Below are 16,387 nucleotides of genomic sequence, written 5' to 3'. Positions count from 1 at the left end.
ATTTCATGATCCACACCAGAGAAAGAATAAGCTGGAAAGGAGTGGAGCAATGAAAAGGCAGTTTTTTGGAAGAAGCAGATGTAAGAATACGATCAGAAGAGTTCTGACGATCATGCTGATGATGGCACTGGTCTGGGGAATGTTATCTTCTGGTATGGCAGTACAGGCGGAAGAACAGACATCAGAGGGGATACTTTCAGGAGTGACCTCTCAAAGCGAGAGTACGATGGCAGATGCGTCCAGTATTGCCAATTGGAAAAAAGCACTGACGGATGGAGACGGGAACTATTTGATAGAAAATACCGGTAAGATCTGGTCAGATAAAACAGTTACAACAGAAAATCTGGAAATAGAAAACGGAGGAAAGAAGATCACGGTATCAAATGACGGATCTGATTTCCTCGTTGCATTATCTGCACTTTCTTCTATGTCCAACAGGAAAACAGTTTCGGATAAGCCGTTAGATATCGTGCTGACACTGGATGTATCCGGATCTATGAGCGATAATCTGAATGGAAGCACTTCTAAACTTTCTGCGCTGAAAACAGCGGTAAATGATTTCATTGATAAAACAGATGCAGTCAATAAAAATATCACGGATGCATCAAAAAAACATAAGATTGCAATTGTAAAATATGCAGGAAATAAATCCGATAAAATTGGAAATACCACATATACTTCCAATGGTTATAAGTATAATCATACGCAGATTCTCAGCAATCTGACGGATGATGCATCTGTATTGAAAGCGGATGTAAATGCACTGAATGCCAGCGGATGTACGGCAGCGGATTATGGAATGGAATATACAAAAAAGATCATAGATCAGATAGAACGGAAAAAATCGCAGAAGATCGTCATCCTGTTTACGGACGGAGAACCGAATCATTTTAGCGGATTTGACGGATACGTTGCAAATCGGGCGATTTCTTATGCGAAAGATCTGAAAAAGGATGGAACAAGGATCTACACGATTGGGGTATTCGATTCGGCAGATCCGTCAGATACGCGAAATTCATTTAATGCATATATGCACGGCGTTTCCAGTAACTATCCGGATGCACAGAGTTATCAGAACCTCGGCAACAGAGCAAAAGACAGCCAGTATTACAAGGCGGCATCCAATGTGGCGGAACTGAATAAGATTTTCGATGAAATCGCGCAGGATATCAGTCAGTCAACAAGTGGTGTACCAACAGAGTTAGGAGAGGCAGACGGCAGTAAAGACGGTTATGTTATATTTACAGATCGGCTTGGGGATTATATGAAAGTGGATCGCTTTGCAAATATTGTCTGTGCAGGAAAAACATTTGATCTGAAAGAGAAGACGACCAGCGGAAATAAGGATGTCTATCATTTCTCCGGCACGGTTTCGGCGAATGCTTTATATGAAAATGCCAGTCTTAATGACCTGATTATTCAGGTAGAAAAATCAAATGATTTAAAAACGGGAGATCTTGTCACAGTGAAGATTCCGGCATCGCTGCTGCCACTTTTGAATTTCAAGGTGAACGAAGTGAATGGAAAAGAGAACGTGACAGTGGAAGAAGCATCACCAATCTCCATCTGTTATGGTGTAAGCCTGAAAGATGGTGTGGAAGAGAAAATGGCGGTTCCGGATGAGAATATGCAGTCTTATCTGGCTGAAAACCAGAAGGATGGAATTGTATCATTTTACAGCAATGTTTATACGAAAGGAGAAGATAACGGAGACACAACGTGCATATTTACACCGGCATCTGAAAATCCGTATTACCGGCAGGCGAAGAATGAGACTGAAACAAAGCAGGAAAATGTGACAGAAACCGCAAAAAATGTCTGGAGTTCAAAGAGGACAAGTGGAGATGCCTCTGAGATAAAAGAAGAACTCGGTAATAACGGAAAGTTACAGGTTGTGTGTCCGGGAGCGCTTCTGATCAGCAAATGTGCGGAAGTGGCAGAAGGATTTACAGGACCGGAAAAAGCCGGTGAAACGGAATTCCATTTTAAAATCCAGATTCCATCTGCAACGAATCAGACATTCCAGGTGCAGAAATATCAGAATGGACAGAAGTCTGGCAATCTGATATCACTTACATTTGCAAATGGAAAAGCAGACATTGTCTTAAAAGACGGAGAATCTCTCTGCATTTACGGATTGGAAGCAAATGCGGCATACAGCATCGAGGAAGTGAATCTGCCGGGAGGATATACGCTGGATGAAAAATCAGGAGAAAATGGAAAAATTAATGCAGGAAAAACGATGGAAGCAGTATTTCATAATGTTTACAGGGCAGATCCGGCAGAACTTGCAAACGGAATTTTCTGCGTACAGAAGCAGTTCCCGAACTGGGAAGCATTTCAGGGACTGTCTTTTGATATTGTGCTGAGCAGTGACCAGAAAAATGCGCCGTTCCCGGAAGGAGCGCAGGTGACAGAAAAAGACGGTGTCCGGTGCATGACAAAAAATGTAACAAATGCACAGAACATTGGGTTCGGAACAATTAAATTTACAAGACCGGGTACATTTAAGTATCAGATCCGGGAACAGATACCGGCAGAAAATAATCGTGCCGGTGGTGTGAAATATTCGCAGGCACTCTATGAAGTTGTTGTGAAAGTGACAGATGACGGAAAGGGGAATCTGCATGCGGAATTAACGATGTGGCAGAAAAAGGATGATAAAGGCGCGGAATTAAACCTCGCAGTTGCAGATCAGATTGCAAGGATTCAGAATGACTATGAGACCGATGCGGTGACACTTCAGGGCGCAGCAAATCTGAAAGTGAAAAAGGAACTTACCGGACGGGACTGGATGTCGGATGATGCGTTTACATTTGCAATCGGATGGGATAAAGACAATCCAGATGCAGCAAAAGATGTAAAGCTTCCGAAAGCAATTACTGTAAAAAATGGTGTGGAAGCGCATTTTGGTGATATCGTATTTAAAGAGCCGGGAGTTTATAAACTGGTTATAAAAGAAAGAAAAGGAAGTCTTCCGGGTGTTACTTATGCAGACGGAAATGTAAAAGTGACAGTGGTCGTGACTGATAATCTGGATGGAACACTGACTGCAAAAGCACTTCCTTCCGGATATCAGACAGAAGGAAACGGCGTGTCGATTACAGGAGACCGTGTGATGACATTTACGAACCGGTACGAAGTAAAACCGGTGCAAACATTTGTTCATGGAAAGAAAGTGCTGGAGGGCAGAGACTTAAGAGCAGATGATACGTTCCATTTCCGGATCAAGGCAGAAAATGATGCGCCACTTCCGGGTGAAACGGTTGTAACAAACGATGTAGACGGAAAATTCCATTTCCAGATGTCTTATGTGAAGGCAGGGATTTATAAATATACGATTCAAGAAGTGGAGGACACGGAGCATCCGATTCCGGGTATCCGTTATGATAAAGTTAAATACGAAGTGACAGTAAAAGTAACGGATGATGGAAAAGGAGCATTAAAGGCAGAAGTTATTTATCCGGACGGAAATCCATTGAAGATTATGAACCGCTACAAAGCAGATCCGGTTGTTCCGGCTGATTTTAAAACCGGTATACGCGGCACAAAGCAGGTACAGTCAAGTGAAAATAATATGTTTACAATGAAAGGCGGAGAATTTACATTTGTACTGGAAACTGCTGAAAATAATCCAGAGTCAGATCCGGTGAAAGCATTGTCAGAGGCTGCACGCACAGTGAAAAATGATGCAGACGGACAGTTCCGTTTTGAAAATACTATGCGGTACACAGAAAGTGGAACATATGTGTATACAATCCGTGAAAAGCAGGAAAATGCAAACGGAATCAGCTATGACGGAGTTCCGGTAACGGTAATCGTGACGGTAAAAGACAATCTGAACGGCAAATTGGAAGCAACGGTAACTTATGAAAAAGGACAGAAAAAAGCGGACAGCATTTTATTTACGAATAAATACAACCCGGACAAAGTACTTGTTACTTTACAGGGAATGAAAGAACTGACAGGCAGGACACTGGAAGAAGGAACGTTTCAGTTCAGGCTGAAATCAATCAGCGAAGATATTCCGGAAGAAGTGCAGAAAGAGTTGCAAAATGATACAGTAAAAGCAGTGGCAGAAAATGTAGACGAAACCGTTACAAACAGCCAGGGTGGAAGTTTTCATTTTGGAGAGCTTACCTATACACATCCGGGAACGTACATTTATCAGGTATCTGAAGTTCAGGAAGGTAAGGCAGGGTACACGTACGATTCCCATGTTGCAACTGTGAAAGTTGTCGTTACAGATCAGGACGGCATATTACAGGCAGAAGTCTATACGGACGGACAGAAAGGAAAGTATCCAGAATTCCACAACCAGTACGCGCCGAATCCGGTAACACTGGAAGGAAAGAATATCATTCACGCTAAAAAAACGTTGCATGGACGTGATATGAAGAGTGGAGAATTTTCGTTTGAGCTATTAAATGAAGATGGAACAGTTGTTGCAAAAGCCAGAAACCAGGCAGACGGAAATGTCATATTCCCTGCAATGACTTATGAAAAAGCAGGAATTTACCGCTATACAATGCGAGAAATAAAAGGAACTTCCGGTGGTGTTACGTATGATGAGACTGTTTATGGGGTGACAGTGGAGGTTACGGATGCCGGAGGATATCTGAAAGCAGAGACATCGTATGCATATGATGGAGATGCTGTGAATATTCCGACGTTTTCCAATCAGTATCAGGCAGTGCCGGTAGAAGTGGTTCCGGGCGCTGTGAAAGTGCTGAAAGGCAGATTGCTCGCAGAAGGAGAATTTACGTTTGAATTAAAAGACGTAAATGGCGCGGTTATGCAGACGGTGAAAAATGATGCGTCCGGAAGAGTGACATTTGATAAATTAACATTTAACCGTGCAGGCACGTATATTTATACAGTAAATGAGAAGCATGAGCAGGCGAAAGGTATTACCTATGACACTTCTGTATACACGTACAAAATAACGGTGACGGATAATGAGCAGGGCGCTTATCAGGCGAAGGTCGAGACAACGCCGGACGAAGTGTTATTTACAAATGTGTACACGAAGCCGCAGGAACCACAAAATCCACAGAAACCGACTAACCCGCAGAAACCAAACCAGCCACAGAAGCCGGTAAAAACAGTTACAATCCTGCCGAAGACCGGTGATCCGGCGCAGACAGGACTGTTGATCGGAATTATGGCAGGGGCAGCAGGACTTGCTGGCGTCTGTGTAATTCGGAAGAGAAAAAGTGTGAGATAAAAGGTTCCCGATAGCAAAAATATCTATATTATAAAAGGATGACAAGAGCTTTGACGCAGGCGATAAAACCGCAGGTGTCATAGCTCTTGTTGTATGATTGTTCCTGACATGTCATTCCAGAAAAGAAGTTTCTTTCATATACGGTATCCAGGAATCATGTTATAATAAAAATATGTAGAAAAATTGTATGGAGGAGAGACAGATGGAAAAAAGCACAAGAGCAGAATTTTCATATGTGATATTTTTTTTGGCAATTTTGTGCGGATATGTCTTTCGTCTGCTCCCACGGAATATTTTACTCCCAGGGGATGTCTTTATGGGATTGGATGTATTACGTTCTGCAATTTACATGGAACTGGTTCTGTACTGGATTTCATCTGTGAAAAAAAGGATCTTGTACAGTGCAGTTCGGAAATATTTGTTGATGATCGGTTACCTTCTTATTTTCTGGTTGTTTATACGTACAATAAAGTATCTTTTCCTGGGAAATATGGATTTCCTGAAAAGTCTGTGCTGGTATGGATTTTATATACCGATGTTATTTATACCATTATTTGCACTATATCTGGCAGTCTGCCTTGGACAGCCAGAGCATTACAGGTTACCAAAGTATTTGTATAGTCTTGTTTTCCCGGCAGTTGTGCTCTGTCTTCTTGTTTTGACCAATCATATCCATCAGTGTGTGTTTCGCTTTGAAAATGGGGTGCCTTCCAGTGATGGAAATTATTATTACGGATGGGGATACAAAATGATTCTTGCGTGGCTCAGTATGGAAGTTTTGATCTTTTTTGTATTGTTGTTTATAAAAAGTCATGTGCCCGGAAGAAAAAAACGAATCTGGTTGCCAATGATTCCGTTGGGCGTGGGGATTTTATATGTAGGATTGTACCTTTCCGGAATTTCGTTTCTTCGGACTTATGCAGGAGATCTGACGGTGATGATGATTCTTGTGATCCTTGCTATCTGTGAAGGATGTATAAAAAGCGGTCTGATCCCGTCAAATACAGGATATGAAGAACTGTTTGAAGCAACTACAATCGGAGCACAGATTCTGAATCAGAATAAGGAAGTTTGTTTTGCATCTGGAAATGCAAAACAAATATCAGAAAATGTACTGGAAGAGGCAAAAAATAGACCGATTGATCTTGGGGAAGAACAATTGCTTCTTGCACCGGTCAGAGGAGGAGCGGTTGTATGGTGTGAAGATGTAACAGATATCAGATGTGTATTAAAACAATTAGAAGCAAATGCGGAACAACTGGAATCCAGCCGCAGTCTTTTGCAGGCGGAAGTGGATTTAAAGAAAAAACAAAGCAAACTGGATGAGCAGATGCAGTTTTGTAATAAAATTACAGAGTATACAAAAGATCAGATCGATCAGATTAAATACTGGCTCGAAGACAGTAAAAATGAGCAACAGAAATGGGAAAATCTGAAAAAAATCTGTGTACTTGCCGCCTATGTGAAACGGATGAGTAATTTAATATTACTTTGTGAAGAATCTGATTTTTTGCCGGCAAAAGAATTGGAGTATTGCTTGAGGGAGTCGGTGGAAAATCTGAAAGTATGCAAAATAGCAGTATCTTTATCCGGAAAATGTGAAGGAGTTTTGAAAAAACAAGATTTGATCGCATTATATGAAACATATGAAAAGCTGATGGAACAGATCCTTGGTGATGTGGATGCAGTGCTGTTACATTTACAGTCGGCAAATAGGCAGGCGGTATTAAAATTGAATATAGCGGGAAATACCAGATGCCTGTCTCATGTAAGAGATATTGCAGTGGCAGGGAATATACAAATCAGGAAAAGAATACAGAATGAGGAATGTCAGGTACAACTGTATGCCGGAAAGGAGATAGGAAAAAATGAGCGCAATGATATGTAGTTTATTGTTTCTTTGTTTCTTTTTACAGGCAAATGCATTTTTGAAAGAAAAGAGCAGACGAGAAGTCAGAACAGGTCTTTTAGTCAGCAGTTTACTGAATCTGGGATTGTTAATTATATTTGCGGCAGGGGTACAGAAGCTAGCAGATAAAAGCACCACTTCAGCGATAGAAAATGTGGTACTTGGAATTCCGAAAATATACATATTTCTCTATATTGCTATGTCAAGTGTAGTGGCAGGAAAGGTTTATTACCGGCAAATTTGCAGAAGCAAAACGGAAATAACGAATAATACAATACGTGAAGCTGCAGATACGTTACCAATGGGACTATGCTTTTATGATACAAATGGTCAGATTCAGCTTATAAATAAGAGAATGAATCAATTGGGACATAAATTGCGTGGAAAAGCAATTGTAAACGGTGAAGATTTCTGGGAGTTTTTAGAAGAAGGAAGTTTGGTGCCAGGATGTAAGCGCCTGTCCAGGAAGAGTCCAATGATTTTTCAAATGGCGGATCAAACAGTCTGGCAATTTGACCGGGAAGAAATCTATGTGAGAAAAAAGAAAATGATACAGGTGACAGCTTCAGAAAGAACGATGCTATATCAATTACTGAAGAGGCAGGAAGAAGAAAATGAAGAACTGAAAAGTATCAACAAAAGACTGGAAGTGTATGCACAGAGGGTAGAAGAGCTTACGCGTGCGCGTCAAAGACTTGATACAAAAGTCCGGATTCATGATACGTTCGGACAAATACTTATGGAAACCAGATATTTTCTTTCAAGCAAAACTGTAAAAGATAAAACGGATGAATTATTAAAAAAATGGCATCATATCATTTCGCTTTTACAGCAAGAGACAAAGGAAGAGCAAGAGGATGCCTTGTATTATTTGAAAAAGGCAGCAGCATCCGCAGGAATAAAACTTAAAGTAACAGGAAAAATCCCAGATGACAGAAGTATTCAGGAATTGTTTCTGGCAGCGGGGGCGGAAGCTTTGACAAATGCTGTTCGCCATGGAAAGGCGGGCAATTTGTGGATTGAGACAGGAACCGAAAAGGGAGAAATATATTTTATTTGTTCAAATGATGGAGTGATTCCACAGAAAAAAATTACAGAGGGCGGAGGGTTGTCAACGCTTCGTCAGAAAACAGAACTGGCAGGCGGGTCTATGAAAATTACAGCTGAAAATGTATTTTCCTTGAAAATACGGCTGCCAAAAGCAGGGGAAGGAAGAGAGAATGATACATGTATTGATTGTGGAAGACGATCCAATGGCAAGAAAATTGTTTGAGATTATTTTGCAGGAAAGTGACAGATATATAGTTACAGCGGCAATTGAGAGTGCATCTCTTGCAGAATTTTACTGTATGACGAGCACGGTGGATCTGATTTTAATGGATGTCTGTACAGCGCTACGCTCGAGTGGATTGGAAGCGGCAGCAAAAATTAAAAAGATTTATCCAAAGAAGAAAATTATTATTGTGACAAGTCAGCCGGAGTGTGATTTCGTGGAGCGTGCAAGAAAAAGTGGAGTAGAAAGTTTCTGGTATAAAGATCCTTCGGCAGAACATTTGCTGGATGTCATGGATCGGACGATGAGAGGAGAATCTGTTTATCCGGATAAACTGCCTGTATTGCAGATCGGACTTGCAACAAGCGAAGAATTTACGGCAAGAGAGCTGGAAGTACTGCGGGAACTGACCAGCGGAGATACGGATGATGAAATTGCAAAAAGATTACATATCTCAATACATACAGTAAAAAAATATGTAAAAACACTGCTACAGAAAACTGGTTTTACAACGCGGACACAGCTTGCGGTAATGGCAAGAGAAAGCGGAATTGTGATACGGGGATTTTAGAAAGGGATAAATATAAAAACATACTCTTTTGAGGGATGTTATACTTTTTTTCTTCTGTTAAACTGAAACTAGAATTAGAGATCCTATGTACAAATTCAAGGAAAAGGAGGAGATAAATATGAAAGAAAACGAAGATATTTTGTGATCGTGCTTGTAATGCTTCTGACATTGCTTCCGGAAGCAAAGGAAGTTTTAAAAAATGTGTTCTTTAAGTTAGGGATAACTGGAAAGGAAAGCGTATGGATAAAAAAATATGGAGATGTATAAGAAAACACTTTTTGGCGGTTGCAATGGTAGCAATTTTTGTGTTTTCCGGAGTACAGGGATGTAGAGTAGAGGCGGCAGCGAAACCAAAGCTCAATAAAAAAAGTGTTATGTTGTACGTGGCGCAGAGCAAAAAGTTGAAAGTGAATCATACAAAGGCAAAAGTAAAATGGTCGAGCAGTAATAAAAAAATTGCAAAAGTCAGTAAAAAAGGTACAGTAAAAGCAGTTAAGCCGGGAAAATGTACAATTTATGCAAAAGTAAAGGGCAAAAAGTTAAAGTGTAAGGTGGAAGTTGTTTCCAAACAGCAATATTATGGAAGAAATTTATATATGCTTGTGAGACAAAAAGGAGCAAAAGGTTCATCGGATGTCAGACGCATATCAATGAAAATAAAAGAGTATGACGTAGAAAATTATCGTACAGTTATAATAAGTGCGTATCCGAAAAAATGGCAGATGCAATTTGCGTTTAAGGAGGATCTGGAAGAACCGTATGAATTAACGAGAGTGGATATAAAACTGGATGTTTCAAAAGATAAGGCCGGACAATTAAAATATGTATATGAAGACCGTTACAGTGACATTATTACCCGCATACAGGGCAAGGTTGAGAAAAAATGTGATGAAAACAAAAAAGGTCTGGACTTAACGTATTATGAAATTATTAGAGAAGAAGAAGATCCTGACAAAGGAGTGCCGGGAGAGTGGGCATGGCCAAAGACATCCGAAAATGTAAAAAATGCATTTAGCTATTATGACGATTTGTTAAAAAAATATGGATATTCCATGAAAAAAATTGGGTTTATGAATCGACTTTAAGTGGCTTCGAAGAGTTTTTTGTGCTTGTGTGGAAAAGAACAGGGAGCAGTATCGTTTATCAGGACGAACTGCTCCCTGTGTGTTGTTTTATTTTATGGAATAATTTCATCCATGTTTCACTTCCATTGGAAATAAAGAATATAAAAAAGCAAATTTCACAAAATATTCAGAAAAAAATAAGTGCATTTTCCGGTATATCTTCTATAATGGTAAGAAGAAAGACAAGAATGGAGGACTTAAGATGGACATAGAATTAGAAAACGAGATTCAGAAAAGATTACACAAATATCATAAGAAGATGTGGGCTTCGTATGGAGCCATTGCAATAGATATTTTGTTTCTGATTTACATGGTGATTTTCAAACTGGATCTGGATATATGTTCCTGGTCATTTGGAATATTTGGAACTTTCCTGATATATGTGGCTGTTTTTGCAGCATATGCCGCAATTGCTGTTCTGGCATGTCTGTTGGAAGTATTTGGGAAACTGGAAATAGAGAAGATTTTATTTGAGGAATGTGATCCGTTTTTATATGAGGCATGTGCAATGCGTATAAAGCAGCCATTTTTCAAAGATCGTGTGAATTGTAATCTTGCAGTCGCAAGGTACTATCAGGGAAATATAGATGCAGCATATGATACGCTGATGGCGATTAATCCAGAAAAATTAAAAAGAGAATTCGCACTGAATTATTATCTGTTATTATCCATGATCTATTTTCAGAGAGACATGGGACAGCAAGTTCCGGAGCTGGAACAGGCATGTCGCAGAAAACTTTCTAAAAATAAAAAAGGACAGGCTCTTTTTGCACATTTGTGTGCATGCAATAATTTCCGGAGGGCAATGGCAAATAAGGACTATGATGCAGCGTTCGGATTTATGCAGGATGCAGCGACTGCACCAAATCGTCTTTTTTATAAGTTGCATCAGGTTGCATACAGCTACGATGCAGCGTTGTTGTACAGAGCAGCAGGTGAAAAGGCAAGCACCGGATGGAATCTGGATTATATAGCAAAAGAAGGAAATAAGCTTTTTGTTGTACAAAAAGCAGAAGAAATGCGATAGTTATTCCTTTTTTGAAATTCCTATGTTATAATTACAACAAGTATGTGAAAACATAAAAAGAGAAAAGATAAGGAGTTTGAAAACCGATGAAAAGAGTATTATTAAAACTCAGCGGGGAAGCACTCGCAGGAGATAAAAAAACCGGATTTGATGAAGCTACATGTGTAGGCGTTGCAAAGCAGGTTAAGAAACTGGTAGACGATGGCATCCAGGTTGCAATCGTAACCGGAGGCGGTAATTTCTGGAGAGGAAGAACCAGTGAGACGATTGACCGTGTGAAAGCTGACCAGATCGGTATGCTTGCAACGGTTATGAACTGTATTTATGTATCTGATATTTTCCGTTATGTCGGAATGGAGACAGAGATTTTCACACCATTTGTATGTGGTGCATTTACATCACTATTTTCCAAAGATGCAGCAGTAGAAGCACTCAATGAAGGAAAGGTTGTATTCTTTGCAGGCGGTACAGGACATCCGTATTTCTCAACAGATACAGGAGCTGTTCTCCGTGCGATCGAGATCGAGGCAGATGCAATGCTTCTGGCAAAAGCAATTGATGGAATTTATGACAGCGATCCGAAGGTGAATCCGGATGCGAAGAAGTATGATGAGATTTCGATTCAGGAGATCATCGATAAGAAGCTGATGGCGGTTGACCTGACAGCATCTATCATGTGCCTGGAAAATAAGATGCCGATGCTAGTATTCGGACTGAATGAGGAGAACAGTATCGTTGAGACGATGACAGGAACATTTACAGGTACAAAAGTAACTGTATAATAATAGGAGGAAATATTTATGAACGAGAAATTAAAAGCATATGAAGAGAAGATGACCAAGACAATGGGTAATCTGGATGGAGAGCTCGGAGCAATCCGTGCAGGACGTGCCAATCCAAATGTTTTGAATAAAATCATGGTAGATTATTATGGAACACCGACACCAATCCAGCAGGTTGCAAACGTATCTGTACCGGAGCCGCGTATGATCCAGATCCAGCCATGGGAGAAGTCGATGGTAAAAGTAATCGAAAAAGCGATCATGACTTCTGATCTTGGAATCAATCCGACAAACGATGGAACATGTATCCGTCTGGTATTCCCGGAACTGACCGAGGAACGAAGAAAAGAACTGGTAAAGGATGTTAAGAAAAAAGGAGAGGCAGCAAAGGTTGCAATCCGTAATATTCGTCGTGACGGAAATGATGCATTCAAGAAACTGAAAGGTTCTGATGTATCTGAAGATGAGATTAAGGATATGGAAGATGATCTTCAGAAACTGACAGACAAATATGTCAAAGAAGTTGACAAAGCAGTTGAAGCAAAATCAAAAGAAGTAATGACGGTTTAATAAATGAGGGGACAGAAGCCAAAGAGATTTTGGTAACTGTCCCCCATTCGTGGGAGGAGAAACCAGATGAATGTACCGCAGCATATTGCGATTATTTTGGATGGAAACGGACGTTGGGCGAAAGCAAAAGGAATGCCACGTAATTATGGGCATGTACAGGGAAGCAAGAATGTTGAGAAAATCTGTGAAGAAGCATGGAAAATGGGGATCAAATATCTGACTGTATATGCGTTTTCGACAGAGAACTGGAACCGTCCGGCAGATGAAGTGAACGCGTTGATGAAGCTGTTGCGCAGTTATATGAAGACCTGCCTGAAAACAGCAGCGAAAAATGATATGAAAGTCCGTGTAATCGGTGATAAGACCAGACTGGATGATGACATCCGAAATCGTATAGAGGAACTGGAAGAAGCTACAAAGGATAACGGTGGACTGAATTTCCAGATTGCATTGAATTACGGAAGCAGAGATGAGATTATGCGTGCAGTCCGCAGAATTTCCGCAGACTGTGCAGAAGGTAAATTAAAGCCGGGAGAGATTTCAGAAGAAGTTATTTCAGGCTATCTGGATACACATGGAATCCCGGATCCGGATCTTCTGATCCGTACAAGTGGGGAACTCAGATTATCCAATTATCTGCTCTGGCAGCTTGCATATACGGAATTTTATTTTACAGATGTTCCGTGGCCGGATTTTTCAAAAGCAGAACTGGAAAAGGCGATTGAGCAATATAATAGAAGAGACCGCCGCTACGGAGGCGTGAAGGAGGAACAGAAAAAAGATGTTTAAAACAAGACTTTTAAGTGGAATTGTTCTGGTGATCATCCTGATCGCTACAGTTGGATGCGGAGGAGAAGTACTCTTTGGCGTACTTGGCGTAATCAGTCTGATCGGTATGACAGAATTGTATAAGGTAGTGGGTGTGCAGAAGAAACCAATTGCATTTGCCGGTTATCTGGTAGCAGTAGCTTATTATGCACTTCTGTATACGAATCAGTTAAATCGTTTGCCGCTACTGATCATGGGATTTATGATCGTATTGATGGCAGTTTATGTATTTTCGTATCCTGCATTTGTAGCAGATCAGGTTGCAACAGTATTTTTTGGAGTATTTTATGTGGCAATGATGATGTCTTATGTATATCAGACAAGAATGTTAGAGGATGGTGGCATTGTAGTATGGCTCATTTTCCTGAGTTCCTGGGGATGTGATACCTGTGCGTATTGCGTCGGCATGCTGATCGGTAAACATAAGATGGCGCCGAAGTTAAGCCCGAAGAAGTCGGTAGAAGGTGGAATCGGAGGAATTGTAGGTGCAGCGTTGCTTGGCGCGATATTTGCAGCTGCAATGAATCATTTTGCCGGAGCACAGGCAAATGTGTTGCATTATGCAATCATCTGCGGAGCCGGAGGAGCGATTTCCCAGATTGGAGATCTGGCAGCTTCTGCCATTAAGAGAAATCATGATATTAAAGATTATGGTACGCTGATTCCGGGACACGGCGGTATTCTGGATCGTTTTGACAGTGTTCTTTTTACAGCACCGGTCATTTATTTCCTGACAACATTTCTCGCCGGCAATCTGTAAAATAAAACAGTGGTTATAGGATTAAAGAGAGGGATTTTATGAAGAAAATAGCAATTCTTGGTTCCACCGGATCGATTGGAACACAGACACTCGAAGTAGTCAGAGAAAATAAAGATATTGAAGTGCTTGGGCTTGCAGCCGGTAAGAATATCGAACTGCTGGAACAACAGATCCGGGAGTTTCATCCGGTGTGTGTTGCTGTATGGAGCGAAGGCAAAGCAGAAGAGTTAAAAGTAAAAATTGCAGATACAGATACAAGAGTTGTAACAGGAATGGAGGGGCTTATTGAGATCGCAACGCTTGAAAAGGCAGAGATTCTTGTGACGGCAATTGTAGGAATGATCGGACTGCGTCCGACGATCGCAGCGATACAGGCAGGAAAAGACATTGCGCTTGCCAACAAAGAGACGATGGTAACAGCCGGACATCTGATCATGCCGATGGCAAAGGAATATAATGTCCGTATTTTACCGGTAGACAGTGAACACAGTGCTATTTTCCAGTCTCTTCAGGGAAATAAAGGCAATCCGATCCACAAGATACTTCTGACGGCATCCGGCGGTCCATTCCGCGGAAAAAAAGAAGAAGATCTTCTGAATATCCGTGTGGAAGATGCATTGAAACATCCAAATTGGTCGATGGGACAGAAAATTACCATCGATTCTTCTACAATGGTAAATAAAGGACTGGAAGTGATTGAGGCAAAATGGCTGTTTGATGTAAATGTGGATCAGATCCAGGTTGTTGTACAGCCACAGAGTGTCATTCATTCCATGGTTGAATATGAAGACGGAGCCGTAATGGCGCAGCTTGGAACACCAGATATGAAACTGCCGATTCAGTATGCGCTTTATTATCCAGAGCGTAGATATCTGCCGGGTGACAGACTGGATTTCTGGGAAATGGGAAAACTGGATTTTGAAAAGCCGGATATGGATACGTTTTATGGTCTGAAACTCGCATATAAGGCAGGAAGAGAAGGCGGAAGTCTTCCGACCGTGCTCAATGCGGCAAATGAGTTGGCGGTAAGCAAGTTCCTGAAACGTGAAGTCAAATATCTGGAAATTATGGAAATCATCGAAGACTGTATGAATGCACATAAGAATATAGCGAATCCGTCACTGGAACAGATTCTCCAGACCGAAGCAGAGACGTATGAACGAATCGAAAGCAGGAGGTAATAATTAGATTGAGTAATATAGTAGGTATTATATTTGCAATACTGGTCTTCAGTTTTATTGTAATTTTTCATGAACTGGGACATTTCACACTGGCAAAAAAAAATGGAATTGATGTGGAAGAGTTTGCAATCGGAATGGGACCGAATCTTGTTTCAAAAGAGTATAAGGGAACAAGATATTGTCTGAAACTTTTTCCAATTGGCGGCTTGTGCATGATGGGAGAAGATGACGAAGCGTCAGATGCACCGGGAAACTTTAATAATAAATCTGTGTGGGCGAGAATTTCTGTTATTGCAGCAGGACCGGTTTTTAATTTTATTCTTGCATTTATCGCATCAATAGTATTGATTATGATGGTAGGATATGACGCTCCGGTAGCGGCTTCTGTGGAACAGGGGTATCCAGCTGCTGCGGCAGGCATTCGGGCAGGAGATAAGATTGTAAAAATCGGAGATAAAAAGATTCACATTTTTCGTGAAGTTACTTCTTACAATCAGTTTCATCAGGGAGAGGCTGCCAAAGTTACCTATGAGCGAAATGGGAAAACCTATACTGTAAAGCTGACTCCGAAGATGGATAAGAAGCTGGGATATTATCGTTATGGAATCACAGGGGCCGGTAATACAAAAGCTTCTTTTGCAGAGAGTCTCCAGTATGGTGTTTATGAAGTGAAATATTGGATCTGTTCGACGGTAGACAGCCTGAAAATGTTAGTTATGAGAAAGATAGGAATGGATCAGTTATCCGGACCGGTCGGAATTGTAAATGTTGTAGCAGATGCATACCAACAGACGAAGAGCTATGGAGCGATTGTTGTAATTGAACAGTTTCTCTATATCGGAATTTTATTATCGGCAAACCTGGGAGTTATGAATTTGCTGCCACTTCCGGCACTGGACGGAGGAAGACTGGTGTTTCTCTTTGTAGAAGCAATCCGGAGAAAGAGGATTCCACCGGAGAAAGAAGGCTATGTGCATGGACTGGGATTCGTGCTTTTGATGCTTTTGATGGTGTTTGTATTGTTTAATGATGTAAAGAGAATATTTTTCTAGGATTATACGGTATTAGCAGAACGTCACAGACGGAAGGTAGTGCTTATTATCCCGGATGATAAAAGAAAGCTGTCCGGAACAAT

General features: G+C 40.9%; 12 protein-coding genes. All 12 read left to right on the top strand.

The window, feature by feature from the left end; all coding sequences use genetic code 11:
• The first annotated feature begins 49 nt into the window (after nucleotides 1–49).
• The 12 genes from DXC04_RS03225 to rseP all read left to right on the top strand — a co-directional run bounded on the left by DXC04_RS03225 (nucleotide 50) and on the right by rseP (nucleotide 16,304).
• Nucleotides 50–5,227, top strand: a complete 5,178-nt coding sequence (locus DXC04_RS03225; RefSeq protein WP_158580422.1) for a Spy0128 family protein — start codon at nucleotides 50–52, stop codon at nucleotides 5,225–5,227.
• A gap of 316 nt (nucleotides 5,228–5,543) precedes the next feature.
• Nucleotides 5,544–7,115 carry a hypothetical protein gene (locus tag DXC04_RS03220; RefSeq protein WP_147366231.1) on the top strand — a complete coding sequence of 524 codons (1,572 nt, stop codon included), beginning with the start codon at nucleotides 5,544–5,546 and terminating at the stop codon, nucleotides 7,113–7,115.
• Nucleotides 7,096–8,409, top strand: a complete 1,314-nt coding sequence (locus DXC04_RS03215) for a sensor histidine kinase (RefSeq protein WP_118659865.1) — start codon at nucleotides 7,096–7,098, stop codon at nucleotides 8,407–8,409. The genes DXC04_RS03220 and DXC04_RS03215 overlap by 20 nt, the downstream gene beginning before the upstream one ends.
• Nucleotides 8,357–8,980: a response regulator transcription factor gene (locus DXC04_RS03210; protein WP_021861084.1), complete on the top strand. Its 624-nt coding sequence runs from the start codon at nucleotides 8,357–8,359 to the stop codon at nucleotides 8,978–8,980. Before DXC04_RS03215 ends, DXC04_RS03210 begins: the two co-directional genes overlap by 53 nt.
• A 290-nt stretch (nucleotides 8,981–9,270) precedes the next feature.
• Complete coding sequence (locus tag DXC04_RS03205) at nucleotides 9,271–10,065, top strand: Ig-like domain-containing protein (RefSeq protein ID WP_243112087.1); 795 nt, start codon at nucleotides 9,271–9,273, stop codon at nucleotides 10,063–10,065.
• 241 nt (nucleotides 10,066–10,306) lie between these two features.
• Entirely contained in the window at nucleotides 10,307–11,131 is an 825-nt protein-coding gene (locus tag DXC04_RS03200; protein WP_118659861.1) for a hypothetical protein, read from the top strand.
• An 86-nt stretch (nucleotides 11,132–11,217) separates the two neighbouring features.
• The gene (pyrH, locus tag DXC04_RS03195) at nucleotides 11,218–11,913 is read left to right on the top strand and encodes a UMP kinase (RefSeq protein ID WP_021861081.1); all 696 of its coding nucleotides are present in this window, start codon (nucleotides 11,218–11,220) and stop codon (nucleotides 11,911–11,913) included.
• Between the two features lie 18 nt (nucleotides 11,914–11,931).
• A complete protein-coding gene (gene frr, locus DXC04_RS03190) occupies nucleotides 11,932–12,483 on the top strand; it encodes a ribosome recycling factor (RefSeq protein ID WP_021861080.1) in 552 nt (183 codons plus the stop codon).
• Nucleotides 12,484–12,549: 66 nt separating this feature from the next.
• Nucleotides 12,550–13,272: an isoprenyl transferase gene (locus DXC04_RS03185; RefSeq protein ID WP_117537134.1), complete on the top strand. Its 723-nt coding sequence runs from the start codon at nucleotides 12,550–12,552 to the stop codon at nucleotides 13,270–13,272.
• Nucleotides 13,265–14,071 (top strand): phosphatidate cytidylyltransferase, encoded by an 807-nt coding sequence (locus tag DXC04_RS03180; RefSeq protein ID WP_021861079.1) that lies wholly within the window; start codon nucleotides 13,265–13,267, stop codon nucleotides 14,069–14,071. Before DXC04_RS03185 ends, DXC04_RS03180 begins: the two co-directional genes overlap by 8 nt.
• A gap of 38 nt (nucleotides 14,072–14,109) precedes the next feature.
• The gene (gene dxr / locus DXC04_RS03175) at nucleotides 14,110–15,252 is read left to right on the top strand and encodes a 1-deoxy-D-xylulose-5-phosphate reductoisomerase (protein WP_118659859.1); all 1,143 of its coding nucleotides are present in this window, start codon (nucleotides 14,110–14,112) and stop codon (nucleotides 15,250–15,252) included.
• A gap of 17 nt (nucleotides 15,253–15,269) precedes the next feature.
• Entirely contained in the window at nucleotides 15,270–16,304 is a 1,035-nt protein-coding gene (gene rseP, locus DXC04_RS03170; protein ID WP_117537398.1) for an RIP metalloprotease RseP, read from the top strand.
• Nucleotides 16,305–16,387 lie beyond the last annotated feature (83 nt).

Source organism: Dorea sp. OM07-5 (genome assembly GCF_003481355.1).
Taxonomy (GTDB): Bacteria; Bacillota; Clostridia; order Lachnospirales; family Lachnospiraceae; genus Dorea_D; species Dorea_D hominis.
This window is presented reverse-complemented; position numbering and strand designations above follow the sequence as displayed.

Coding starts and splice junctions, on each gene's coding strand:
- DXC04_RS03225 (WP_158580422.1), top strand. CDS start 50: ATGAAAAGGCAGTTTTTTGGAAGAAGCAGATGTAAGAATACGATCAGA.
- DXC04_RS03220 (WP_147366231.1), top strand. CDS start 5,544: ATGGGATTGGATGTATTACGTTCTGCAATTTACATGGAACTGGTTCTG.
- DXC04_RS03215 (WP_118659865.1), top strand. CDS start 7,096: ATGAGCGCAATGATATGTAGTTTATTGTTTCTTTGTTTCTTTTTACAG.
- DXC04_RS03210 (WP_021861084.1), top strand. CDS start 8,357: ATGATACATGTATTGATTGTGGAAGACGATCCAATGGCAAGAAAATTG.
- DXC04_RS03205 (WP_243112087.1), top strand. CDS start 9,271: ATGGTAGCAATTTTTGTGTTTTCCGGAGTACAGGGATGTAGAGTAGAG.
- DXC04_RS03200 (WP_118659861.1), top strand. CDS start 10,307: ATGGACATAGAATTAGAAAACGAGATTCAGAAAAGATTACACAAATAT.
- pyrH (WP_021861081.1), top strand. CDS start 11,218: ATGAAAAGAGTATTATTAAAACTCAGCGGGGAAGCACTCGCAGGAGAT.
- frr (WP_021861080.1), top strand. CDS start 11,932: ATGAACGAGAAATTAAAAGCATATGAAGAGAAGATGACCAAGACAATG.
- DXC04_RS03185 (WP_117537134.1), top strand. CDS start 12,550: ATGAATGTACCGCAGCATATTGCGATTATTTTGGATGGAAACGGACGT.
- DXC04_RS03180 (WP_021861079.1), top strand. CDS start 13,265: ATGTTTAAAACAAGACTTTTAAGTGGAATTGTTCTGGTGATCATCCTG.
- dxr (WP_118659859.1), top strand. CDS start 14,110: ATGAAGAAAATAGCAATTCTTGGTTCCACCGGATCGATTGGAACACAG.